The sequence below is a fragment of the Rhodopseudomonas sp. genome, from assembly GCF_036404135.1.
Lineage (GTDB): Bacteria > Pseudomonadota > Alphaproteobacteria > Rhizobiales > Xanthobacteraceae > Rhodopseudomonas_A.
The window spans coordinates 1-22,719 of record NZ_DASWPE010000094.1 but is presented as its reverse complement, the minus strand read 5'-3'; the positions used below and the strand labels follow the sequence as shown (position 1 = coordinate 22,719).

At 65.9% G+C, this 22,719-nt stretch carries 21 protein-coding genes; 7 read left to right on the top strand and 14 right to left on the bottom strand.

Going from position 1 to position 22,719, the window contains the following annotated elements; translation table 11 throughout:
- Nucleotides 1-64: 64 nt before the first annotated feature.
- Nucleotides 65-814, bottom strand: coding sequence for a CarD family transcriptional regulator (locus VGC77_RS10760; protein WP_414709642.1), 750 nt, complete (start codon nucleotides 812-814; stop codon nucleotides 65-67).
- Between VGC77_RS10760 and VGC77_RS23660 the strand changes: the two genes are divergently transcribed.
- Nucleotides 789-1,094 carry a hypothetical protein gene (locus VGC77_RS23660; RefSeq protein ID WP_414709641.1) on the top strand — a complete coding sequence of 102 codons (306 nt, stop codon included), beginning with the start codon at nucleotides 789-791 and terminating at the stop codon, nucleotides 1,092-1,094. The two genes, VGC77_RS10760 and VGC77_RS23660, sit on opposite strands and share 26 nt — an antisense overlap.
- 191 nt (nucleotides 1,095-1,285) lie before the next feature.
- On the opposite strand, the gene fdxA is transcribed toward VGC77_RS23660, so the two are convergent.
- The 4 genes from fdxA to VGC77_RS10740 form a co-directional block, all read right to left on the bottom strand.
- A complete protein-coding gene (gene fdxA, locus VGC77_RS10755) occupies nucleotides 1,286-1,624 on the bottom strand; it encodes a ferredoxin FdxA (protein ID WP_331171557.1) in 339 nt (112 codons plus the stop codon).
- Between the two features lie 72 nt (nucleotides 1,625-1,696).
- Nucleotides 1,697-1,966, bottom strand: a complete 270-nt coding sequence (locus VGC77_RS10750; protein ID WP_331171556.1) for an RNA-binding S4 domain-containing protein — start codon at nucleotides 1,964-1,966, stop codon at nucleotides 1,697-1,699.
- A 53-nt stretch (nucleotides 1,967-2,019) separates the two neighbouring features.
- The gene (locus tag VGC77_RS10745; RefSeq protein ID WP_331171555.1) at nucleotides 2,020-5,547 is read right to left on the bottom strand and encodes a helicase-related protein; all 3,528 of its coding nucleotides are present in this window, start codon (nucleotides 5,545-5,547) and stop codon (nucleotides 2,020-2,022) included.
- A gap of 390 nt (nucleotides 5,548-5,937) precedes the next feature.
- The gene (locus VGC77_RS10740; protein WP_414709640.1) at nucleotides 5,938-6,825 is read right to left on the bottom strand and encodes a DUF3108 domain-containing protein; all 888 of its coding nucleotides are present in this window, start codon (nucleotides 6,823-6,825) and stop codon (nucleotides 5,938-5,940) included.
- Nucleotides 6,826-7,163: 338 nt separating this feature from the next.
- On the opposite strand from VGC77_RS10740, the gene rpmB reads away from it, so the two are divergent.
- Nucleotides 7,164-7,469 carry a 50S ribosomal protein L28 gene (gene rpmB / locus VGC77_RS10735; protein WP_331171554.1) on the top strand — a complete coding sequence of 102 codons (306 nt, stop codon included), beginning with the start codon at nucleotides 7,164-7,166 and terminating at the stop codon, nucleotides 7,467-7,469.
- Between the two features lie 223 nt (nucleotides 7,470-7,692).
- Nucleotides 7,693-10,845 carry a PAS domain S-box protein gene (locus VGC77_RS10730; protein ID WP_331171553.1) on the top strand — a complete coding sequence of 1,051 codons (3,153 nt, stop codon included), beginning with the start codon at nucleotides 7,693-7,695 and terminating at the stop codon, nucleotides 10,843-10,845.
- Nucleotides 10,846-10,965: 120 nt separating this feature from the next.
- On the opposite strand, the gene VGC77_RS10725 is transcribed toward VGC77_RS10730, so the two are convergent.
- From VGC77_RS10725 to cobS, 5 genes are all read right to left on the bottom strand, one after another.
- On the bottom strand, nucleotides 10,966-12,000 hold the full coding sequence (locus VGC77_RS10725; protein ID WP_414709639.1) for an esterase-like activity of phytase family protein: 1,035 nt from the start codon (nucleotides 11,998-12,000) through the stop codon (nucleotides 10,966-10,968).
- 219 nt (nucleotides 12,001-12,219) lie between these two features.
- On the bottom strand, nucleotides 12,220-14,124 hold the full coding sequence (gene cobT, locus VGC77_RS10720; protein WP_331171552.1) for a cobaltochelatase subunit CobT: 1,905 nt from the start codon (nucleotides 14,122-14,124) through the stop codon (nucleotides 12,220-12,222).
- On the bottom strand, nucleotides 14,121-14,621 hold the full coding sequence (locus VGC77_RS10715; protein WP_331171551.1) for a DUF29 domain-containing protein: 501 nt from the start codon (nucleotides 14,619-14,621) through the stop codon (nucleotides 14,121-14,123). Before VGC77_RS10715 ends, cobT begins: the two co-directional genes overlap by 4 nt.
- A gap of 12 nt (nucleotides 14,622-14,633) precedes the next feature.
- Nucleotides 14,634-15,119: a DUF29 domain-containing protein gene (locus VGC77_RS10710; RefSeq protein WP_331171550.1), complete on the bottom strand. Its 486-nt coding sequence runs from the start codon at nucleotides 15,117-15,119 to the stop codon at nucleotides 14,634-14,636.
- A gap of 124 nt (nucleotides 15,120-15,243) precedes the next feature.
- On the bottom strand, nucleotides 15,244-16,239 hold the full coding sequence (cobS, locus tag VGC77_RS10705; protein ID WP_184257620.1) for a cobaltochelatase subunit CobS: 996 nt from the start codon (nucleotides 16,237-16,239) through the stop codon (nucleotides 15,244-15,246).
- 301 nt (nucleotides 16,240-16,540) lie between these two features.
- On the opposite strand from cobS, the gene VGC77_RS10700 reads away from it, so the two are divergent.
- Nucleotides 16,541-17,176 (top strand): DedA family protein, encoded by a 636-nt coding sequence (locus VGC77_RS10700; RefSeq protein WP_331171549.1) that lies wholly within the window; start codon nucleotides 16,541-16,543, stop codon nucleotides 17,174-17,176.
- 205 nt (nucleotides 17,177-17,381) lie between these two features.
- Here VGC77_RS10700 and VGC77_RS10695 read toward each other — a convergent pair whose 3' ends face one another.
- Nucleotides 17,382-18,035, bottom strand: coding sequence for a J domain-containing protein (locus VGC77_RS10695; protein WP_331171548.1), 654 nt, complete (start codon nucleotides 18,033-18,035; stop codon nucleotides 17,382-17,384).
- 108 nt (nucleotides 18,036-18,143) lie between these two features.
- Here VGC77_RS10695 and VGC77_RS10690 point away from each other — a divergent pair, with 108 nt between their 5' ends.
- Nucleotides 18,144-18,419: a BolA family protein gene (locus VGC77_RS10690; protein WP_331171547.1), complete on the top strand. Its 276-nt coding sequence runs from the start codon at nucleotides 18,144-18,146 to the stop codon at nucleotides 18,417-18,419.
- Between the two features lie 75 nt (nucleotides 18,420-18,494).
- Here VGC77_RS10690 and VGC77_RS10685 read toward each other — a convergent pair whose 3' ends face one another.
- From VGC77_RS10685 to VGC77_RS10675, 3 genes are read right to left on the bottom strand one after another with little or no spacing between them, the layout of a single operon-like run.
- Complete coding sequence (locus tag VGC77_RS10685; RefSeq protein ID WP_331171546.1) at nucleotides 18,495-19,799, bottom strand: HlyC/CorC family transporter; 1,305 nt, start codon at nucleotides 19,797-19,799, stop codon at nucleotides 18,495-18,497.
- A gap of 28 nt (nucleotides 19,800-19,827) precedes the next feature.
- A complete protein-coding gene (gene aroB / locus VGC77_RS10680) occupies nucleotides 19,828-20,976 on the bottom strand; it encodes a 3-dehydroquinate synthase (protein WP_331171545.1) in 1,149 nt (382 codons plus the stop codon).
- Nucleotides 20,973-21,593, bottom strand: coding sequence for a shikimate kinase (locus tag VGC77_RS10675; protein WP_331171544.1), 621 nt, complete (start codon nucleotides 21,591-21,593; stop codon nucleotides 20,973-20,975). The genes aroB and VGC77_RS10675 overlap by 4 nt, the downstream gene beginning before the upstream one ends.
- Before the next feature lie 176 nt (nucleotides 21,594-21,769).
- On the opposite strand from VGC77_RS10675, the gene VGC77_RS10670 reads away from it, so the two are divergent.
- The gene (locus VGC77_RS10670; RefSeq protein ID WP_331171543.1) at nucleotides 21,770-21,916 is read left to right on the top strand and encodes a histidine kinase; all 147 of its coding nucleotides are present in this window, start codon (nucleotides 21,770-21,772) and stop codon (nucleotides 21,914-21,916) included.
- Between the two features lie 12 nt (nucleotides 21,917-21,928).
- Nucleotides 21,929-22,719 (top strand): tyrosine-type recombinase/integrase (locus VGC77_RS10665; protein WP_331171542.1); only part of this gene is annotated, 791 nt, incomplete at its 3' end.

Below are 22,719 nucleotides of genomic sequence, written 5' to 3'. Positions count from 1 at the left end.
GCAGCAAAAAGCCCGGCCTTGCGGTCGGGCTTTGCTGATTGAACGGATCGTCCGAAGCGTGGGCTTATGCCGCCTCGTCCGCGGCGACGTCGTCGCCATCGGTCTCGGCTTCCGCATCGGCGTCGGCTTCCACCTCGGTCTTGGCGCCGCGGCGCGGGCTCTTGGCGAGCTGGCCTTCGACTTCCTTGACCGCCTCGGTTTCGGTGACGTGCTGCACCACGGCGATTTCGCGCGACAGCCGGTCCAGCGCCGCTTCATAGAGCTGGCGTTCGCTGTAGGACTGCTCCGGCTGCGAATCGGAGCGATACAGATCGCGCACCACCTCGGCGATCGCGACGATATCGCCGGAATTGATCTTGGCTTCGTATTCCTGGGCGCGGCGCGACCACATCGTGCGCTTGACCCGGGCGCGGCCCTTCAGCGTCTCCAGCGCCCGCTTCACCAGTGCCGGCTCCGACAGCTTGCGCATGCCGACATTGCCGACCTTGGCGGTCGGCACCCGCAAAGTCATCTTGTCCTTCATGAAGTTGATCACGAACAGCTCAAGCTTGGCGCCTGCGATTTCCTGCTCCTCGATCGCCAGAATCTGACCGACGCCGTGCGCCGGATAGACCACGAATTCGTTGGTCTTGAAACCCTGACGCTGCGTCAAAGGCTTCTTGGCCTCCTCCACGCGCGGGGCGGCAGCCGCCGGCTTGGCGGCCGGCTTCGCAGCGGCTGCAACCGGCTTGGCGGCAACGACGGACGGCTTGGCAGACTCCGGCTTGGCGGCCGCCTTGGAGGCGGTTTTGGCCGCGGCGGCGGTCGGCTTCACGGAGGTTTTCGCAGTCGTTTTTGGCATTGCACTTCTTTTGTTTTTGGGGGACTTGGCTGCCGCCGTCTTGGAACTTGACGACTTGGAAGCCTTGGCGGAAGCCTTGTTCGAATCCTTGGCGGCGACCCGGGCAGAAGTCCGGGAACGAGTCTTCGTCGCACTACGGCTGGCCGCAGCGGCTTTTTTCACACCCTTGGAAACACTCTTTTTACGCGTTTTCTGTGACACAGCCTGCGCGTGGACGGCCACGCCCCTGTTCGATGTTGCGCAGGACTCCTGATGCACAAAAACGGTCGTGACCGGGTTCTGCTCATGAATGTGCCTAAAATAGCACATTTCTCGCAAAAATCAATGATTTATGCGAAATCATGACATCGTCCCGCCAACCCGTCGGCGGGATCATCGAACAGGGTTAAGTTCGTCGAATAATAATGGTTCGATGGCACCGCAAAAGTGGCGCCGGCTCGATTATCAATCGCCGGTTCCGGGCTCCGCCGAGAAGAACTTGTCGAACTTGCCGTCGACGCTCTCGAATTCCTTGGCGTCGGCCGGCGCATCCTTCTTCTGGGTGATGTTGGGCCAGGTCTTGGAATATTCGGCGTTGACCTCGAGCCACTTTTCAAGGCCCGGCTCGGTGTCCGGCTTGATCGCATCGGCGGGGCATTCGGGCTCGCAAACGCCGCAGTCGATGCACTCGTCGGGATGGATGACCAGCATGTTGTCACCCTCGTAGAAGCAATCCACGGGGCAGACCTCGACGCAGTCGGTGTATTTGCATTTGATGCAGGCTTCAGTGACGACGTAAGTCATCCAACGCTCCGGAGCAGTCCAATTTTGAGTGTTGGCCTACCGCAGGCGCCGCGCTGCTGCAAGAGTAGATGCCTAGTCTTCGGGCTTTTGCGGGTCGGTATATAGTCCAGTAGCCGCCGCGGCGTCGCCGCGACGCTCGGAGAATGCCGTCACCTTGAGCAGTCGCACGGTGCGGTCGAGACTGACGGTCAGCACGTCGCCGAGCTTGAGCGGATGCCCCGGCGAGGTCTGCCGGCCGCCATTGACGCGAACGTGACCGGCTTCGACCAGCGCAGCGGCGCTGCTGCGGGCTTTGACCACCCGCGCATGCCACAGCCATTTGTCGAGACGCTGGCGCTCCAATCGACACCACTGTCACAGCGGCCGGCCGGTTGCTCACCCGAACCCGGCCGGGTTCAATCCTTGCGGTTGGCGGTGAGTTGCTCTTTCAGCGCGGCGAGCTTGGCGAATGGTGAATTCGGATCGGCGACCCGTTCGCGCTCGCGCGGCGCGCTGGAGGAAAATACCCGCGGCCCGCGGTCGCCGGACTCGCGACCTTCGCGGCCGTCCCGACCACCCTTGGGCCCCTGGAACTTGTCCTTGCCGCGCCCCCCCTTGCCCTGGAAGCGCTCACGGTCGCGCGGCGGCCGCGGCTGTTGCGCGGGTCTGGCCTCGGCGGCGCCCTCGGCCGGCGCGGCGGTGGCCGCTTCGGCGGGCGCATCGCGGCGCGGACGGAAATCCGGCTTGCGGTCGCGGCGGCTGCGATGCGGACGCTCGCCCTTGCCGGGCTCGGCCGCGGCCCCGGCTTCGCCGGCATTGGCCGGCTGTCCAGCCGCGCGATCCGGATTGCGGTAGCGGTTGCGATCGTGCCGCGGCCGATGATCGTCGGAGCGGCCGCCGGGCCGCCACACCTCGACCAACTCCGGAACCGCAACCGCGGCGTCGGCGGCCAAAGCGGGATCGGAGCCCGCGGCCACGGCCGGATCGGCCTCGGCGCTCGCCGGCGGGGCGGCATCCGTCGCCGCGCCCTGCTCGGGCGCGACCGCGTCGGCGACCGGGCCGGCGGCGGTTTCGACGACCGGCTCTGCCGCAAGCGCGGGCGGCGTCGCCACCGCGGCGTCCAGCGCCGGCTCAGCGACGGCCTGGGGTTGTGCAGCGGCTTCGGGCGCCGGCTGTTGCGCGCTCGCGGTTTCGACGAGCTGCGGGTCGAGCGGCGGCGCCTCGGTGACGGCCTCCTGCACGGCCGCGCCGATGTCGGCAGCGGCGGCGTGCGCCGCGTCGGCAAGTGCGGCGTCAGCCGCACCTAATTCGTTGTGGGCGGCGTCAGCCGCACCTGGTTCGTTATGGGCGGCGTCAGCCGCGCTTGTCTCCAGAATCGCGACGTCCGTCGCGGCCGCGTCGGCGGCGCTCGCCGCGGCTGTGGTTGCTTCAATGGGCGCGGCCTCAGCGACCGGCTTCGGCGGCGCCGGCGGCAATGGCGGCTTCTTTTCCATCCGGTAGCCGAGCGCGCGCAGGATCGAGGCGAAATCTTCGCCGGCCGATCCGGTCAGCGAGGTCATCGCCTGGGTCACGACAAAGCCGCGGCCGTCGAACGCGCCGGCGGGTTTTTCGCCGGGCGAGGCCTCGCGCCATGACAGCGCCGGCCGGATCAGATCGGCGAGCCGCTCCAGAATATCGACGCGCACCGCGCGCTCGCCGCATTGCCGGTAGCCCAGCGTGCGATAGGCGTCGCGATCGAGCTGCTTGTCGACCGGAAACGACGTGCGGCCGCTTCCGGCCAGATGCTGCGCGCCGGACAACGCCGACAGATCGACGTGGTCGCGCTTCTGCGCCCACAGCAGCGAGGCCAGCGCGCGCGCCGCGGGTTTCAACAGCGAGGGCAGGTAGATGTGATAGGCGCCGAACCGCACGCCGTATTTGCGCAGCACCGCACGCGAGGTCTGGTCGAGGTCCTTCATCTCGGCGGCGATCTTGGCGCGCTCCAGCACGCCGAGCGCTTCGATCAGTTGAAACGCGATGCCGCGGGCGATGCCGGTGACGTCCTCGGCCTTGGAAAGGTCGAACAACGGTCCAAGCAGTTTTTCGATATGGGTCTTCAGCCACAGTTCGAGCCGGGTCTGCACCGCCTCGCGCGCGGCGCCCGCCAGCCGATCGTCGGCGACGATGCGCAGCCGCGGATGCAGCGCGTCATCGGCCGCCACCAGCTTGGCCACCGCGTCGCCGGTCCAGCGCACCGTGCCGTCGGAGGCCAGCACGAACTGATCGTCTGGCGCCGCCGCCAACTTCTCGGCGCGGCTCTCGATCTCGCCGGCCAGCGCTTTCAGCGCCGCGGCCTGCAAGGCCTTGGCCTCGGAGCCCGCCTCGGCGGCATCCGGCGCAAAGGTGAATCCATCGAGACGGCCGATCACATGGCCCTCTACGATCACTTCGCCGGTCTTCCCAATTTCGGTGTTCAACATCGTATTTTCCCGCAGGCGGCGCATCAATACACTGGTACGGCGATCAACGAAACGTTCTGTTAGCCGTTCGTGGAGCGCATCGGACAATTTATTTTCGAGTTCTCGCGAGATGCCCTGCCAGTGCTCGGGGTCGGCCAACCAGTCCGGACGATTGGCCACGAAGGTCCAGGTTCGGATTTGTGCGATCCGTCCGGATAACGTGTCGATGTCGCCATCGGTTCGATCAGCCTGGGCGATCTGGGTCGCAAACCATGCATCCGGAATTCTGCCTTTCCGCATCAAATAGCCGAACAACGTCGTCACAAGCTCGGCGTGCGCCGCCGGCGCGATCTTCCGATAATCCGGAATCTGGCAGGCGTCCCATAGACGTTCGACGGCCGCAGCGCCATGGGCGATGTCGCGAACTTCGCCGTCACGCGCGGCATGATCGAGCACCCCCAGGTCCTCGGCGATCGGCGCGCGGGTCAGCGCATCGTGGCCGGGCGTCAGCGACAGCGACACCTGCAGCGCGCTGAGTGAGGAAAAATCCAACCGCGAATTGCGCCATTGCAGGGTTTTGACGCTGTCAAAGGTATGATTTTGCAGCGCGTTGACTAATTCCGGCTCGAACGGAGCGCAGCGGCCGGTGGTGCCGAAGGTGCCGTTGCGGGTCGCGCGACCAGCGCGGCCGGCGATCTGAGCGAATTCCGACGGATTGAGCCGGCGGAATTGATAGCCGTCATATTTGCGGTCGGAGGCGAAGGCGACGTGATCGACGTCGAGATTGAGCCCCATGCCGACCGCATCGGTCGCCACCAGATAGTCGACGTCGCCGGACTGATACATCGCCACCTGGGCGTTGCGGGTGCGTGGCGATAGCGATCCCAGCACCACCGCGGCGCCGCCGTGCTGGCGGCGGATCAATTCGGCGATGGCGTAAACTTCGTCGGCGGAGAATGCCACGATCGCGGTGCGCCGCGGCTGTCTTGTGATCTTGCGGTCGCCGGAAAATTCCAGTTGCGAGAGCCGCGGACGGGTGACGATGCTGGCGCCCGGCAGCAGCCGTTCGATGATCGGCCGCATTGTCGCGGCGCCGAGCAGCAGCGTCTCATCGCGGCCGCGGCGATGCAGGATGCGGTCGGTGAAGACGTGGCCGCGTTCCAGATCGGCGGCGATCTGGATCTCGTCGACAGCGAGAAACGACACGTCGAGATCGCGCGGCATCGCCTCGACGGTGGACACCCAATAGCGCGGCTTCGGCGGCTTGATCTTCTCCTCGCCGGTGATCAGCGCCACCGCGTCCGGCCCGGCGCGATCGACGATCTTGTTATAGACCTCGCGCGCCAGCAGCCGCAGCGGCAAGCCGATGACGCCAGAGGAATGCGCCAGCATCCGCTCGATCGCCAGATGGGTCTTGCCGGTATTGGTCGGACCGAGCACCGCGGTGACGCCCGCGCCGGCGGCGCGTTCGCTGGGAAATGCTGATCCTGAAGTCAAAAATGCCATGGCGATTGCTTATTCCGGAACCGATGACGGGGGCGGCGCTGATAGGCGCTCATAGATGTGTCACAATGCGACGCCTGCCAGATCAAACCTTAAGCTTTGGAACGAGTCCGGAACGAATCGCGCCCGAATCGGTGACTCGCGGGGTTGCGGCGGGCGGGCTGTCAATATCTCGATAAACCACCGCTCGACGATACCAGATCGGGTGCGGCGTGACGATGCCAGCGCCACGCGCGCGGCCGAAGTCTTAACCGCACCGATTTCGCGATCGCGTCGGGAGTCAACATGATTCCGTGCCTCCTTGAGGATTCGGCAAACCGGCCGCAGCGTCGCTGCGGCGACGCTTGCGCAAACCAAACTCCTGCCGGGTCGCTGTGGGACCTGCCGGGCCTGCTATTGGGTCTTGGAGGCCGCGCGCGGCGCGGTCGCCACGGTGATGAATTGCGTGGCCTCGAGCACCGCATTGCCGAGCGGGGTCGGGATCTTCAGGCGGAAAGGCACCAGGATGCGGGTGCCGGCGAGCGGCACCAGCCAGACCTCCATGTCGCGCTGCGCGACCAGATATTTGATCGCCGCACGATCGGCGATGTAGCCGGAGATCGGCGAGAAATAGATCGCACAGACCAGCGCCGGGCCGCGATAGCCCTTCTCGGCCTTGACCGTATCCATGCGCTTGAAATCCAGCCGCAGGTCGTAGCGCATCCGGCCGTCGAAAATCGCAGTCGTCGCGCGGCAGGATTCGGCGGCGAGCGGATCGCCGCTGCCGGCCGCCCGCAACAGCGAGCCGGTCATCGGATCGGACACGCCGCGGCGATGCGCCTCGGTCACCGGGATGCGGTCGGCATCCACCGGCGGCTCCGGCTCGATGGCAAAATCCTTGATCACGCCACCGGCCAGCGTCATCCGGATCGATTCCGATTTGCGCGAGGTCGTGGTGGTGGCGTTATAGCTGGTCGGCTGCAGCTGACCATTGATCACCCGGCCCTGCGAGGCGCCGGTGCCGTCGCCGCCGGCGAACGCCTTCAGCAATCCCGACGAGCCGCCGCTGGCGGAGGCGGCGTATTGATCGTCGCCGATATCGATCCGCCAGACGCCCTTGCCGACCGGAATTCCGGCCAGCGTCGCCTCATAGCGCGCGTCGAGGCTGCCCTGGGCGCGCGCCGGCATGGTCTGCGCCATCGCCATCAGGCCGAGCAGAACCAGCACCCCGCGGCAAAAGCCGCGCGCGGCGGACGCAAGGCTTGCGATCGCGGCAGATGAAATCACGGCCGAACGGGTCACCAACGAGGATCCTGCGGGACGAGATGCTGCGCCATAGGCCAAAACTCCAACGCCGACCGGCCTGCGTGAGGCGCCTCGCAGCCGCCGCAATAAGCGGGCGCGAACAGCTTTATTCGGGACGGAATACGTCGTTTATATGATTGCACCGGCGAGGAAATTTCAAGCCGCCCGCTGGCCTTTGGGAACCCGCGAGCACAGCCCGTGCGGGGCATTACCGGCCCTGCGCGCTTGACGATGGACGGCTCTGCCCCTATAGGTCCGCGGTTCCTGAAATGGACGTGTTTTTTCAACCCCCGCGCCGCCTGTGGGCGATCCGGGGATGACAGAGGATTTTCGCCATGTCTCGGCGCTGCGAACTGACCGCTAAGGGTGCGCAAGTTGGCCACAAGGTCAGCCACTCGAACATCAAGACCAAGCGTCGGTTTCTGCCGAACCTGGTCAACGTGACCTTCCTGTCCGACGCGCTCGGCCGCGCGGTGCGGCTGCGGGTCTCGACCAACGCGCTGAAGTCGGTCGACCATCGCGGCGGCCTCGACGGCTTCCTACTCAAGGCCAAGGACGCCGAGCTGTCGCCGAAGGCGGTCGACATCAAGCGCCAGATCGAAAAGAAGAAACTGACCGCCGAACTCGCCGCTCAGGCGTAATCGGCCGGCCCGGCGCACCGCCGGAGCCCGCTTCTTCAGCCAACAGAATTGACAACGGCCGGGTCGCAAGACCCGGCCGTTTTTGCTGCGGGTGCGAGCGCCGATGGGTTCACCTCGTAATACTACCAGGTCGCATTGATGCCGTATTGACGACACGAATCGCGTAGTTTGCCGAGGTCGAGGACGCGTCGGCGAGTCTCGCACAAACGCGCAGGACGCAGTCATGAAACTGTCCACACGCATGGCGACGGCCATGGTCGCGCTGGTGTTGTTCACGACCATCGCGCTCGGCGTGCTGACGTATCGAAGCGTGATGTCGCTGATCCTGCCGCGGGCGCTCGACCGGATTCAAACTCACGCCCGGCTCACCGCGATGTTGCTCGACGCCTCGCTGCGCAGCGCGCGCACCGATGCCTCCATCGCACAGACCTCCGGCGCGCTGATGATGGCGCATCTGCGCAGCCGGTTGGGCCGCGATGCAGAACTCCGCGACCGCGAATGGAAGGAACGGCTCGCCGACCGCTTCGCGACGGAAATGACCGGCAGGCCGGCCTACGCGCAGATGCGGCTGATCGGCATCGCCGACGGCGGCATGGAAGTGGTCCGCGTCGATCGCTCCGGCCCCAATGGCGCGATCCGCATCGTGCCGGCCAACGAACTGAGCCGCCGCGGCGACCGCGATTACTTCATCGAAGGCAGCAAGCTGGCGCCGAACCAGGTTCATATCTCGCGAGTCGAGCTGAACAAGAAAGTCGACGGCCTCGAACTGCCGGTGGTGCCGACGCTGCGGGCGGTGGCGCCGATGCACGACCCCGACGGCGAGCTGTTCGGCGTCATCGTCATCAACGTCGACCTGCGGCCGGCGATCGCCGAGATCCGCTCCAGCAGCGACCCCCGCGGGCTGGTCTACATGGTCAACGACAGCGGTGATTACCTGGTCAATCCCGACCCCGCCAAGGAATTCGGCTTCGATCTCGGCAAGCGTTTTCAAATCGCCGACGACTTCCCGGAATTCGCCGCGGCGCTGCACGAACCGGATGCCCGGCCGCGGGTGATGCAGGACCGCAACGGCGAGCGTTTCGGCGTCGGCTGGCAATGGGTGCAGCTCGCCGGCGGCCCGCGCGTCGCGGTGATCGAGGCGTTTCCCTATGCCGCGCTGGTCAGCGTGCAGACCGCGGTGAGCAATTCGACGCTGATCGGCGGCGGCACCGCGATCCTGTGCGCGATCCTGCTCGCGGTGGTGGTGGCGCGGTCGCTCACCAAGCCGCTGGTGCAGATCACCAAGGCGGTCGAGGGGTTCTCCCGCGGCGAGATGATCGCGATCGCACCGGCCGGCAGCAGCGAGATCGGCGTGCTGGCCGACGCATTCATCCGCATGACCTCGGAATCGCAGCGCAAGACCGCCGAACTCAACGAAGAAATCGCCGAGCGCAGCCGGATCGCCGAAGTGCTCAACAACACGCTGAACAACATGGTGGACCCAGTGCTGATCGCCGGCGCCGACGGTCACGTCATCCTCACCAACCTCGCCGCGCGCAAGCTGTTCGGCAGCCCGACCGACGTCGGCAATTTCAACGCGGTGCGCACGTTCGAGCGTTTCTATTCCGACGGCGTCACGCCGCTGCCGCTGGACCGATCGCCGCTGGTGCGGGCGTTCCGCGGCGAGACCGTCGAGAATTTCGAGTTCGTGGCCCGGCCCTTCGCAACCGGCCGCAAATCCTATCTGGTGGCCAACGGCCGCCCCATCCTCAGCGAAGCCGGAATTCCGCAAGGCGCGGTGATGGTCTATCACGACGTCACCCTGACCAAGAAGGCGCAGGACGAATTGCGCGAGAGCGAGCGGATGGCGCGCGCCATCATCGACACCGCACTCGACGCCTTCGTGCAGATCGACCCCGGCGGAGCGATCATCGAATGGAGCCCGCACGCCGAAACGCTGTTCGGCTGGTCGCGGGGCGAGGCGCTGGGCAAGAATATCGGCACGCTGATCTTCGCGCCCGATCAGATCAGCGAGAACAAGGAGAGCTACCAGAGGTTCATCGACTCGGTCGATCTCGGCGGCACCGGCTATCGCATCGAGACCGAGGCGATCCGCCGCGACGGCGCCGCGATCCAGATCGAGGCGGCGCTGACGGCGCTGAATCGCAACGGCGGCTATGTGGTCAACGCCTTCATGCGCGACCTCACCGAAAAGACCATCGCCGAGCAGCAATTGCGCCAGGCCCAGAAGATGGAATCGATCGGTCAATTGACCGGCGGCATCGCCCACGACTTCAACAACATGTTGACGGTGATCACCGGCACCATCGATATCCTCAGCACCGCCGTGGCCGATCGACCGGAATGCGCGGCGATCACCAAGCTGATCTCCGAGGCCGCAGACCGCGGTGCGGAGCTGACCCGGCATCTGCTGGCATTCGCGCGCAAACAGCCGTTGCAGCCCTGCGAGACCGGCACCAACGCGCTGCTCAGCGATCTGCAGAACTTGCTGCGGCCGACGCTCGGCGAGCAGATCGAAATCCGCGAAGTGCTGCAGGAAGGAGTGTGGCCGATCTTCGTCGACCGCGGTCAGCTCGACGCCGCGCTGGTCAATCTGGCGGTCAACGCCCGCGACGCCATGCCGGACGGTGGAACGTTGACGCTGGAGACCACCAATGTGGTGCTCGACCAGGATTATGTCCGGCGCTATGCGGAGGGCGAGCCCGGGCCCTATGTGATGATCACGGTCAGCGATTCAGGATGCGGGATCCCGGAAGCCATCCGCGGCCGGGTGTTCGATCCGTTCTTCACCACCAAGGAGGTCGGCAAGGGCACCGGACTGGGGCTCAGCATGGTGTATGGATTCATCAAGCAGTCCGGCGGTCACATCACGCTGTACAGCGAGGTCGGCCACGGCACCACGTTCCGGATCTATCTGCCGCGCGCCAAGACCGAGCCACGGCTGGCCGCGCCGGCGGCGGTCGACGGCGTCGAGGTCGGCGGCAGCGAGACCATCCTGATCGTCGAGGACGACGCCATGGTGCGCAACTACGTCATCGCCCAGCTCAGGGGACTCGGTTACCGCACCTTGGCCGCCCCCAACGCCGCGGCAGCGCTGGCACTCAGCGCCGAGGGCGCCGCGTTCGACCTGTTGTTCACCGACATCGTGATGCCCGGCAAGATGAATGGCGTGCAGCTCGCCGCCGAGATGGCGAACCGGCATCCGTCGCTCAAGGTGCTGTACACCTCGGGCTATTCGGAAAACGCCGTGATCCACAACAACCGGCTCGACCCCGATATCATGCTGCTCACCAAGCCGTATCGCCGCACCGAGCTCGCGCGCATGGTGCGGCTGGCGCTGACCGCCGCGAGCGAGCCGGACCGCAAGCAGGCTTAGAGCTATTCCGGTTCTGATCGAATCAGAGCCGGAGCTCCAGATTCTTATTTTGACGCGTTTTCTTCACGCGAACCGGGATCCACTTCGCTCGAAAACGCTATAGCTTCCGCGGCGCACGGACTATTCCTCGAGCAGCGTGAACTGCAGCAGCAGCGTGCGCTGGATCATCGAGAAATTGTCGTCCGAGACCATGGTCAGCACCAGCTCGCCGACGGCGTCGCGGTGCACATCGAGCCCTTCCATGTTGTCGATCTCGTCGCCGAGATCGGCGTCGAAGATCGACGGGCCGTCGATCACCGCGCCGGGCGCCAGCCGGGTCAGCTCGACGCGCCTGATCCTGATGCCCACCCCGTTCAGCAGCGAGAATTTCCGCTCCAGCAGCAACAGCTCTCCGGAGGGCAGCAGCGTCGCGTCGCTGATATCGAAATCGTCGCGGCGGCGCACCGCGAACGTACCGGGAGTTTTGCCGCCGATCAGAAAGCCGATGATATTGCCGTCGGCGTCGAGCCCGCGCTCGGAAATCGCGATCAGCGTGCCCGCCAGCGGCTGGCGCTTCGGCACCAGCAATAGCGATTCCAGCCCCTTGTTGCTCGGCAGCTTGCGCAAGGCGGGCGGCGTCACCAGCAGCTCGCCCTTGGCGCGGATGCCGTCGCGGCCGAAATCGAATTTCAGGATTTGATGCACGCGCTCCAGGCCGACATAGGCGGTGCCGCCGTCGAGCGCCAGCGACTCGCTGTCGTACCAGCCGCGCGCGGTGATCGGCCGGCCATCGGCGCCGAGCATCGGCGCGGCTTCGACGTCGGCGAGCCCGGCCATCTCGCGGCCGCGATAGACGATGCGGCCGGTGAACCAGGTCGCCTTGTCGCTGATCGCGACGAAGCGCTCGCCGGTCGGATCGAGCCGCAGCGCCGACAGCCCGCCGAAGCCGCGAAACGGCGAGGTCAGGATCAGCCCGCTGCGGAATTCCAGCGCGCCGAACCGCAGATGCGAGCGATCGCGGGTGTCGAACGAGGAAAGCGGCCTTGCATTGACCTCGATCGAGACCGGCGCGTCGGTGCTGTATTCGCTGGCGGCACGTTGCGTCGGGGAGGCGGTGACGATCTGGGCATGACCGGGCACGCCTGATGCGAAGAACGCGGCGGCCGATCCGACCACCGATCCAATCGCCGCAACGAGGCCCCTGCGGGTAATCTCCCCTCCCCCTTGCGGGGAGGGGTCGGGGGTGGGGGTCGACGCAATAGGCGCTTCGTCTCGCACAACCCCCTTCCCAACCCTCCCCCGCAAGGGGGGAGGGAGCGCGCTTCCGAGGTGGCGAATGCGATGCTCCTCAGAGCAAGGGGGCCGCAGCCCCAGCCATCCCATCCGACCGCAAGCTTACGAATGCAGCCGGCGGCGGCGCGGCCGGCCCGGGGCCGTGGGCGGCGCCGCGGTCTCGCTGAACAGTTCGGCGAGTTTTTCCGTGATCGCGCCGCCGAGTTCTTCGGCGTCGACGATGGTCACCGCGCGGCGATAGTAGCGTGTCACGTCATGACCGATGCCGATCGCGATCAATTCCACCGGCGAGCGGGTCTCGATCTCTTCGATGATGTGGCGCAGGTGACGCTCGAGGTAGTTGCCGGGATTGACCGACAGCGTGGAATCGTCGACCGGCGCGCCGTCGGAAATCATCATCAGGATCTTGCGCTGTTCGCTGCGGCCGAGCAGCCGCTTGTGCGCCCAGTCCAGCGCCTCGCCGTCGATGTTCTCCTTCAGTAGCCCCTCGCGCATCATCAGCCCGAGATTTTTCCGCGCGCGGCGCCACGGGGCGTCGGCGGATTTGTAGATGATGTGGCGCAGATCGTTGAGCCGGCCGGGCGCGGTCGGCTTGCCGGCGGCGAGCCAGGCCTCGCGGGATTGTCCGCCCTTCCAGGCCCGCGTGGTGAAGCCGAGAATCTCCACCTTGACGCCGCAACGCTCCAGCGTCCGCGCCAGAATGTCGGCGCAGGTCGCAGCGACTGTGATGGGCCTTCCGCGCATCGAGCCGGAATTGTCCAAGAGCAGCGTGACCACGGTGTCGCGGAAGGTGGCCTCCTTCTCGCTCATGAATGACAACGGATGGAACGGATCGGTGACCACCCGCGACAGCCGCGCCGGATCGAGCACGCCCTCCTCCAGATCGAAATCCCAGGCGCGGTTCTGCTGTGCCATCAGCCGCCTTTGCAGCCGGTTGGCGAGCCTTGCCACGATGCCCTGCAGATGCGCCAATTGCTTGTCGAGATAGCTGCGCAGCCGTTCCAGTTCGTCGTGGTCGCAGAGGTCTTCAGCGGCCACCACCTCGTCGAATTTCGGCGCAAACGCATGATATTCCGGGCCACGCGGCTCGTTGCCGCCGCGCGAATTCGGCCGCGTCGCTTCGCCGGGGGTCTCGTCGTCGCCGAGTTCGCCGTCGTCGAAGGCGTCGCTCATCGAAGCCTGCGCGCTTTCCATGGCGCTGTCGGACATCTCTTCGGACGACGCCTCGGCCTGGTCGGCACTCATCTCCTGCGACGCTTCGCTGTCCGGCGAACCTTCGGCGCCGGACTGATCGTTCTCGCCCTGCTTGTTTTCTTCTTCGGTCTCGTCCTCGTCGGCGTCGGCGTTGCGGTCGTCGCCGAGCTCCAGCGCCTGCAGCAGATCGTGGATCGCATCGCCGAATTTGGTCTGGTCCTCGGCAAACCGCTCGAGCCGGTCGAGCCGGGCGCCGATCTTGTCTTCCAGCACCGGGCGCCACAGGTCGACCATCTTCTTCGCGGCGGCGGGCGGCGCCAGGCCGGTCAGCCGTTCGCGCACCAGCATGGCCAGCGCGTCCGACAACGGCGCGTCGGCGCGGTCGGTGATCTCGTCGAACTTGCCGCGGTGGAAATGGTCGTCGAGCATCGCGCTGAGGTTCTTCGCCACCCCGGCCATGCGGCGGGAGCCGAGCGCCTCGACGCGGGCCTGCTCGACGGCTTCGAACACGCCGCGGGCCTGCGGATTGCCCGGCATCAGCTTGCGATGCAGCTTGGCGTCGTGGCAGGCGAGCTTCAGCGCGATGGAATCGGCGTGGCCGCGCACGATCGCGGCGTCGCGCCGGCTCATTTTTCGCGCGGGCTCGGGAAGTCTGGCCTTGCCGGGCGACAGTCCGGGGCGCTCGGCGGCGAAGCTGACTTCCAGCTCCGGGGTCTTGGCGATCGCGCGCAGGCACGCCGTCACCGCGCGCTTGAACGGCTCGGTCGGCGCCTCGCGGGAATTGCCGCGGAATTTGCTGTTGGATGTGGTCATGGATGCTCGCTGCCGGTGGGCGATTCAACACCTTGGAATTCGATCGGATGCTCGCGAAGCGTATCCCAGTCGTAGGGACAACTGGACGCGAAAACCGACTGGGGTAGATCGGAATCGCGCATCATGTCGTAGGTCGCGTAGAGATAAGCGTTGGCAAGCGCCTCCGGCACCCTCGAAGCAAGACTCGGATTTCGGTCGAGCAGGCGCGTGATCTGATCGCGGTGCGCCTCGATCGAAAACACCATGCTCTTGGATCGGCGATCGGGCTGCAGATCCCATTTCAGCAGATTGTAAATCAGCGCCCGCGCCGCGTTTTCCAGCATGTCGTACTGCCGGGTTCCGATATCCTTGATTTCTTCCGCGATATTCTGGCTATCGATGTCCGACAGCCGACCCGCCTTTAACAGTGCGACCTGATCTTCGAGCCAGCCGTAATAGTCGGTCTCGTAGGGTCGAGACAGTTGTTCGGGGGCTTTGTCGACGGTGTCAGCGGTCATCGGCCTTGGCGATCAGCGCGGGTTGGAGTCGTCCCACATGGGGCGCCGGGTGATGTCGTCCCAATCGTAAGGGCATGCTTCTGGAAACGTCTCCTCGGAAAGCCGCGTCTCGCGCGCGGCCGCTCGCCGTGCATAACGATAGGCCTCGCGGATCACGTCCGGAAAACGCGGCCGTAGGCTGGGGGTGTCACGGAGCTGATATTCGATCCGGTCGCGATGCTCCGCAATGGTCGTCACCCAACTCCGCGACCGGAACTCGGACTGATGGTCCCATTTCAGCAGATGGAGCAAAATGATCCAAACGGTGCTGACCAGCTTGTTGAACTCACTCCGTCCCAAGTCGGTCAACTCCTGGGTGATATGTGAGGCATCGATCGAGCCGACCTCGTTCGCCCGCAGCAGCTGGATTTGATCCTCGACCCAGCCGTAAAGATCGTCCTCATGGTGGGGCCGTGCCGTCGTGGTCGGTTCGGAGCGGACTTTTGAACTGGTCGTCATCGCTGCCTCCTCCCCTCTCTCTGCCCGCCAGGGAGCACTGATGCGTCTTTCCCTTGGAGACGCCCTCCCCGGCTCACTCCGTTCCCACCTCTCCCCGCAAGCGGGGAGAGGTGAAGTCATTGTCTCAGCTCATCGCCACGTTGACCGAACTCTCCGGCAGTTCGGCGTTGAAGCAGCGCTGATAGAATTCCGCCACCAACGGCCGTTCCAATTCGTCGCATTTGTTGAGGAAGGTGACGCGGAAGGCAAAGCCGACATCGCCGAAGATCTCGGCGTTTTCCGCCCAGGTGATCACGGTGCGCGGGCTCATCACCGTCGACAGATCGCCATTGGCAAAGGCGTTGCGGGTCAAATCGGCGAGCCGCACCATCTTGTTGGTGATGTCGCGGCCTTCCGGGTTGCGGTAGTGCACCGCTTTCGCCAGCACGATCTCGACTTCCTCGTCATGCGGCAGATAGTTCAGCGTGGTGACGATCGACCAGCGGTCCATCTGGCCCTGGTTGATCTGCTGGGTGCCGTGATAGAGGCCGGAGGTGTCGCCGAGGCCGATGGTGTTGGCGGTGGAGAACAACCGGAACGCCGGATGCGGCTTGATCACCTTGTTCTGATCGAGCAGCGTCAGCCGGCCGGAGACCTCGAGCACGCGCTGGATCACGAACATCACGTCGGGGCGGCCGGCGTCGTATTCGTCGAACACCAAGGCGACGTTGTGCTGCAACGCCCAGGGCAGGATGCCGTCGCGGAATTCGGTGACCTGCTTGCCATCGCGCACCACGATGGAATCCTTGCCGACCAGATCGATGCGGCTGATGTGGCTGTCGAGATTGACGCGCACGCAGGGCCAGTTCAGCCGGGCCGCGACCTGCTCGATATGGGTCGACTTGCCGGTGCCGTGGAAGCCGGTCACCATGACGCGGCGGTTCTTGGCGAAGCCGGCGAGAATCGCCAGCGTGGTGGCGCGGTCGAAGCGGTAATCCGCATCGACATCCGGGACGTGGGCATCGACTTCGGAATAGGCCGGGACTTCAAGATCACTATCGATGCCGAACACCTGCCGCACCGACACCTTCATGTCGGGCAATCCGGCGGGCTCCTGCGAAGTCGTCATGGCGGCGGTCATCAATCCTCCGTGGTCCCGGACGCGCCCGGGACCGGATAAGCATGTTGCTGCGGTTGAGTGCTTCGCCAAACCTAGCAGAGAGCCGCGACCGGCAGAAGCCCGTCGGGCGATCAAAGTTCCGCTGCATTTTCATTAAGATAGGCACGCGGCGCGGAATTCGCCATGCAGCCTTGCGAAAAGCCTTAGGATTGCCGGCCGTGCCGCCCGGAACCGGAGCCGCGGCCGCGGCTTTTCCTTGCGCGCGCAGCATGCCGCCGCGGCGCCGCAACACGGCCGGCGCCATCGCCGAAACGGGGGTCATGTGAGCGCCTTCCTCGATCAATTGATCGCTTTCGCCGGCCACCATGCCGGCTGGGCCTATCTAACGCTGTTTCTCGCCGCCCTACTGGAAGCGGTGCCGATCCTCGGCTCGCTGATCCCGGGATCGACCATCATCCTGGCCTTGAGCGCGCTGGTGCCGGGTGGGCAGCTCGATCTGGTGCCGGTGCTGGCCTCGGCGGCCGTGGGCGCGCTGATCGGCGACGGCGCCGCCTATTGGATCGGGCATCGCGAGCAGCGCCAGATCCTCGGCGCCTGGCCGATGTCGCGTTATCCGGAGCTGGTGGCGCGCAGCGAGACGTTCTTCAAGCGCTACGGCATGTGGGCGGTGTTCGCCGCCCGCTTCGTGCCGCCGATCCGCGCCTTCGTGCCGGTCACCGCCGGTGCGCTCGGGCTGTCGCCGGTGCGGTTCTTTGCGGTGAACATTCCGGCGATTTTATTGTGGGCGCCGGCGCATGTGCTGCCCGGGGTGCTGGCTGCGACCGAACTGGAGAAGTCCGGCGGGATGCGGATGCATCACTGGCTGCCGGTCGTGGCCGGCGTGGTCGCGACGCTTGCGCTGGCGGCCTGGGCGATCCGCTGGTGGAGGAAGGGCAGGCTCGCGGGACGTAATGCTTAAGGATGCCGGGACTCGCGCTGCCACGCCGCACGCAAAATTCGTCATCCTGAGGCGCGAAGCCGCGACAGCGGCGAGCCTCGAAGGATGACAGCGACAAGTACTTGCAGCGATCCTTCGTGACGCCCGGCTTCGCCCTTCGGGCTCAGCCCGGCTCCTCAGGATGACGCCGACGAGTGTGGCCTGTCAGCGGTCAGCCGAAGATAAATCAGCTCGCGCCGCGGACCACGGTCTTGAGGTAGTTGTAGGCCTTGATGATCTCGATCAGCCGATCCTCGGTGGAGCGGTCGCCGCCATTGGCGTCGGGGTGATGCTGCTTCACCAGCGCCTTGTACTTGGCCTTGACGGTCTCCAGCGTGGCGTCGGCACCGAGCCCCATCACCTGCAGCGCCTTGCGCTCGGCGTTGAACACCTTGCGGGTTTCGACCTTGGGCTCGCTCGAGGCGGAACCGGGACCCGGCCGCCACGAGGCGCGGCCGTTCAATTCGCTGAACATGCTGAACGGATCGACCGCGTCGTCGATCGCCGCCTCGGCCTTCTTGCCCTTGCTGCCGTTGGCGCCCATTTTCCAGGTCGGCCGATGTCCGGTCAGCGCATCCTTCTGATAGCGCGCCACCGCATCCGGCGCCATGCCCTGGAAGAAATTGTAGCCCTGGTTGTATTCGCGAACGTGGTTGAGGCAGAAATGCCAGTACTCTTTCTCGTTGGCGCGGCCCTTCGGCGCGCGATGCGGGCCCTTGTTGGTGCATTCGGGCCATTCGCACATCACGGCGTCTTCGCGGGCGCGGGCCTGCTGCTTCGCGCTCAGCTTGTTCGGCTTGATGCGGATGCTGTCGAAAAATTTTGAGGAATCGATGGGCATGGCGGACTATGACAACGCAACGCGAAATGCTTCAAGTCTTGACATTGCGAATACCTGACAGGTTGATACGCGGTTGACGAAACTCGGGTCACCACGTAAGGCGACGACATGAGTGCAAAAGACGATATTACGAAGAAGTTGAGCGAAGCTTTCGCTCCGCACAGTCTCGACGTGATCGACGAATCACATCTTCATGAGGGCCATTCCGGGCATCGTCATGGCGGCGAGACCCATTTCAGGGTCAACATCGTGTCGCCAGCGTTTGCGGGCAAGAGCCGGATCGAGCGTCACCGCATGATCAACGCCACGCTGGCCGCGGAACTCGCCGGTCAGCTGCACGCGCTCGCCATCAAGGCGCACGCCCCCGGCGAAGCCGGCGCCTGACGTCACCCGACGCTCGGCGTCATCGCGGTTTTTTCGCAACGTCGCCGCCGGCGTGGGGCTTGGCGGCGCGTGCGATCACGGCGCCGTTCCGGGGCGTTTCGGCTTGTCGTCGCCATCGGCCTCGCGTAGCACCGGCACGATGCGCAGCGCGGTGATGCGATTGCGCTCGCGGCGCAGCACCCGGAACCGGAAGCCGTGGAAGGTGAAGCTCTGGCCGCGCTCCGGAATCGAGCGCGCCTCGTGGATCACCAGGCCGGCGACGGTGGTGGCCTCCTCGTCGGGCAGGTGCCAGTCCATCGCCCGGTTGAGATCGCGGATCGGCACCGAGCCGTCGACCACCACCGAGCCGTCGGGCTGGGCACGGACGCCGGCGAACACCACGTCGTGCTCGTCGGCGATGTCGCCGACGATCTCTTCCAGAATGTCTTCCAGCGTCACCATGCCTTCGACTTCGCCGTATTCGTCGACCACCAGCGCGAAATGCGTCTTGCGGCTGCGGAACGCCTTCAGCTGTTCGGACACCGAACGCATCTCCGGCACGAACCACGGCGGCAGCGCGATGGTGGTGACGTCGATGTGGTCGGTCTCGCCGTTGGCGGCGCGGATCGCGCGCAGCAGATCCTTGGCGTGCAGCACGCCGATGATGTTCTCCGGCTTGTCGCGCCACAGCGGAATCCGGGTGTATTCGGTCGCCAGCACCTCGCGCACCAGTTCCTCGGCCGGCAGGTCGGCGTTGATCATCACCATCTCGGTGCGATGCACCATGACGTCGGAGACCTGCAATTCGCTGAGGTCGAGCAGGCCGCCCAGCATGTCGCGGTCCTGCTTGGCGACGCCGCCCTCGTGATGGATCAGTTCGACCGCGCCGCGCAACCGCTCGGTCGGCGACAACAGCGGCTGGTTGGCGCCGATCCGGATGCCGAGCAGATTCATCAGCATCCGCACGATGGCCTCGATCACCCGCAAGAGCGGCGCCAGCACCAGCACCATCAGCCGCATCGGCCGCGCCACCAGGAGAGACACCCGGTCCGGGGCGTTGATCGCGATGGTCTTCGGCAGCACTTCGGCGAAGATCACCACCACCACGGTCATCACCCCGGTGGCGTAGAGCACGCCGAGTTCGCCGAACCAGGCGGTGAACAGCCCGGTCGCCAGCGCCGAAGCGCCGATGTTGAAGATGTTGTTGCCGAGCAACAGCGCGCCGATCATCCGCTCGCGCATGCCGAACAATTCGCCGACCACGCCGGCCTCGCGGCTGCCCTGGCTGGCGAGCCGCATCATGCTGGCGCGCGACGAGCCGGTCAGCGCGGTTTCGGAAGCGGAGAAGAACGCCGAGCCGACCAGGCAGGCCAGCACGATGCCGAATGTGATCCATTCCATCTTCAGTTACTGCTCTGGTTTGGCGCGCTCAGGATTTGTCCGCGAGCTTGCGCGCCAGAAAATCGCGAACCGGCTGCGGCTCGACGTCGTTGGCGATCACCGCCCGGCCGATCGCTTCCAACAGAATGAAGGTGAGCCGGCCGCGTTTGACCTTCTTGTCCTGCGCCATCAGCGCCATCAAGGCGTCGGCATCGGCGAGGCCTTCCTGCTTGAACCCGGCGATGTCCTGCAGCCGCGTCGGCAATCCCACCTCGGCGAGGTGATGCGACAGCCGGGTTGCGGCGTCCGGCGCCAGCATGCCGCGTTCGGCGGAAAATTCCGCCGCCAGCACCATGCCGATGGCGACGCCCTCGCCGTGAAACAGCCGCTCGGAGAAGCCGGTCGCCGCCTCCAGCGCGTGGCCGAAAGTGTGGCCGAGATTGAGCAGCGCGCGCTCGCCGGTCTCGCGCTCGTCGCGCGCCACGATCGCCGCCTTGGCACGGCACGAGGTGGCGATGGCGTGTTCGCGGGCGCTGCCGCCGCGCACGATCTCGGCGTGGTTGGCCTCCAGCCAGGCGAAGAACGCCTCATCGCCGAGCGCGCCATATTTCGCCACTTCGGCATAGCCGGCGCGGAACTGGCGCGGCGACAGCGTGTCGAGCACCGCGGTGTCGGCGATCACCAGGACCGGCTGATGAAACGCGCCGACCAGGTTCTTGCCGTGCGGCGAATTGATCCCGGTCTTGCCGCCGACCGAGGAATCCACCTGCGCCAATAGCGAGGTCGGCAGCTGCACGAAATCCAGCCCGCGGCGCACGATCGAGGCGGCAAAGCCGGCGAGATCGCCGACCACGCCGCCGCCGAGCGCGATCACCAGGTCGTTGCGCTCGATCTTTGCCGCGATCAGCGCCTCGCAGACCTGCTGCAGCCCGGCATAGGATTTCGAGCCCTCGCCGCCCTCAACCACGATCGGGAACGAGACGATGCCGACATCGTCGAGCGATTCTTGAGTCCGCGCCAGCCAGTGCTCGGCCACGGTGCGGTCGGTGACGATCGCGGTCCGCGCGCCGGGACGCAGCGCGGCGACGCGGCGGCCGAGCGAACCCAGCACGTCGCGGCCGATCACGATGTCGTAGCCGCGGTCGCCGAGCGCGACCTCGACATTGATCGGGGCGGAATGGTTGAGCGGCGCGGTCATGATGATTGACTCAGGGTTGAAGCGGCGACGGCGCCGCGGCCGAGATGGGCGTGCAGCGCCTCGACGCATTCGTCGACGATCTTTTCGTGCGGCACGTCGCGCGAGGCGATGATGAGATCGGCGGCCTGATACACCGGGTAGCGCTCGGCGATCAGCCGGTCGATGGTGGCGGCGGGATCGGCGGTCTTCAGCAGCGGCCGGTCGGCGCGGCGCTTGATCCGGCGCAGGATGACGTCGGCCTCGGCGTGCAGCCACAGCGACACCGCCTGGGCGGCGATCCGCTGCCGGGTTTCCGCGCGCATGAAGGCGCCGCCGCCGGTCGCCAGCACGTGGGCGCCGTTCTCCAACAGCCGGGCGATCACCCGCGCCTCGCCGTCGCGAAAATACGCCTCGCCATGGTTGGCGAAGATGTCCGCGATGGTCATCCCGGCCGCCGCCTCGATCTCGGTATCGGCATCGACAAACGGCATGTGCAGCCGGGTGGCCAGCCGGCGTCCGACGGTGGACTTGCCGGCGCCCATCATGCCGACCAGCACGATCGGACGCCGCCCCAGCGCCGCGACGATCTCGGCCTCGGCGGCGGTCGGAAGGCTGGCGGGGGACACTGTCTCGGACATTAATTCCACGAACCTGCAATCAAATGAAGCCGTTGGCGCGCCGGCGCCGCTCCGGCCCACCTATACTCCCGCAGCCAAGGCGGTTGCCAGAGACTCTTGCAACCGGGTTACGAACATGGTCATCGTCACCCGGCGCCCGACCACCGCTCTTGCTGCCCCCGCGCCCGAGACCGTTGATGCCCAGTCTGTTCCGCTTTCTGACCATTGTCGCGGTGATCGGCGGGCTGATTTACGGTGCGATCTTCGCGCTGGCCAATCTGGTCACCCCGAAGCCGCGGGAAATGACCGTCACGATCCAGGCCGACAAGTTTCTCAAGAAATAGGGTGGCTCCGGCATGCCGTCCGGGAAGAACTCAGACCCCCGGCTGATCGAGCTGTTCCTCGACATGATCGCCGCCGAACAGGGCGCCGGCAAGAACACGCTCGACGCCTATCGCAGCGACTTGTGCGACCTGTCGGATTTCCTCGGCCACGCCAAATCAAGCTTCGTCGCCGCCGACACCGAGGTGCTGCGCGGCTATCTCGCCGATCTCGACCAGCGCGGCTTCAAATCGACCAGCGTGGCGCGCAAATTGTCGGCGTTCCGGCATCTGTTCCGCTTCCTGCTGACCGAGCGGATTCGCTCCGACGATCCGGCGGCGATCCTGTCCGGCCCGAAGCGCGGCCGCGGGCTGCCGAAAGTGCTGTCGATCGCCGACGTCGACCGGCTGCTGGAGCATGCCAGAGGCCTGATCGACGCGCCGCAGGCCAATGCACAGCAGCGGCTGCGCGCGGCGCGGCTGTATTGCCTGCTGGAAGTCTTGTACGCGACCGGGCTGCGGGTCTCCGAACTGGTGTCGCTGCCTTTGTCGGCGGCGCGCCGCGACGCCAGGATGATCGTGGTGCGCGGCAAGGGCAACAAGGAGCGGCTGGTGCCGCTGAACGAGTCCTCCAAGCTGGCGATGGCCGGCTACCTCGGAGCACTCGACGAGCTGCGGAAAAGCAAGGCCAGCAACGCCGGCGCCTCGAAATGGCTGTTTCCCTCGTTCGGCGAAAGCGGCCACCTCACCCGGCAGCACTTTGCCCGCGAGCTGAAAGAACTCGCCGGCGCCGCCGGACTGCCGCCGCGGCTTGTCAGCCCGCACGT

Excerpts from the sequence above, each read along its gene's own strand:
- rpmB (WP_331171554.1), top strand. The coding sequence starts at position 7,164 with ATGTCTCGGCGCTGCGAACTGACCGCTAAGGGTGCGCAAGTTGGCCAC.
- fdxA (WP_331171557.1), bottom strand. The coding sequence starts at position 1,624 with ATGACTTACGTCGTCACTGAAGCCTGCATCAAATGCAAATACACCGAC.
- VGC77_RS10715 (WP_331171551.1), bottom strand. The coding sequence starts at position 14,621 with ATGACCGCTGACACCGTCGACAAAGCCCCCGAACAACTGTCTCGACCC.
- VGC77_RS10685 (WP_331171546.1), bottom strand. The coding sequence starts at position 19,799 with ATGGAATGGATCACATTCGGCATCGTGCTGGCCTGCCTGGTCGGCTCG.
- VGC77_RS10695 (WP_331171548.1), bottom strand. The coding sequence starts at position 18,035 with ATGCCCATCGATTCCTCAAAATTTTTCGACAGCATCCGCATCAAGCCG.
- VGC77_RS10690 (WP_331171547.1), top strand. The coding sequence starts at position 18,144 with ATGAGTGCAAAAGACGATATTACGAAGAAGTTGAGCGAAGCTTTCGCT.
- VGC77_RS10710 (WP_331171550.1), bottom strand. The coding sequence starts at position 15,119 with ATGACGACCAGTTCAAAAGTCCGCTCCGAACCGACCACGACGGCACGG.
- cobS (WP_184257620.1), bottom strand. The coding sequence starts at position 16,239 with ATGACCGCCGCCATGACGACTTCGCAGGAGCCCGCCGGATTGCCCGAC.
- cobT (WP_331171552.1), bottom strand. The coding sequence starts at position 14,124 with ATGACCACATCCAACAGCAAATTCCGCGGCAATTCCCGCGAGGCGCCG.
- aroB (WP_331171545.1), bottom strand. The coding sequence starts at position 20,976 with ATGACCGCGCCGCTCAACCATTCCGCCCCGATCAATGTCGAGGTCGCG.
- VGC77_RS10675 (WP_331171544.1), bottom strand. The coding sequence starts at position 21,593 with ATGTCCGAGACAGTGTCCCCCGCCAGCCTTCCGACCGCCGCCGAGGCC.
- VGC77_RS10745 (WP_331171555.1), bottom strand. The coding sequence starts at position 5,547 with ATGGCATTTTTGACTTCAGGATCAGCATTTCCCAGCGAACGCGCCGCC.
- VGC77_RS10670 (WP_331171543.1), top strand. The coding sequence starts at position 21,770 with ATGCCCAGTCTGTTCCGCTTTCTGACCATTGTCGCGGTGATCGGCGGG.
- VGC77_RS10730 (WP_331171553.1), top strand. The coding sequence starts at position 7,693 with ATGAAACTGTCCACACGCATGGCGACGGCCATGGTCGCGCTGGTGTTG.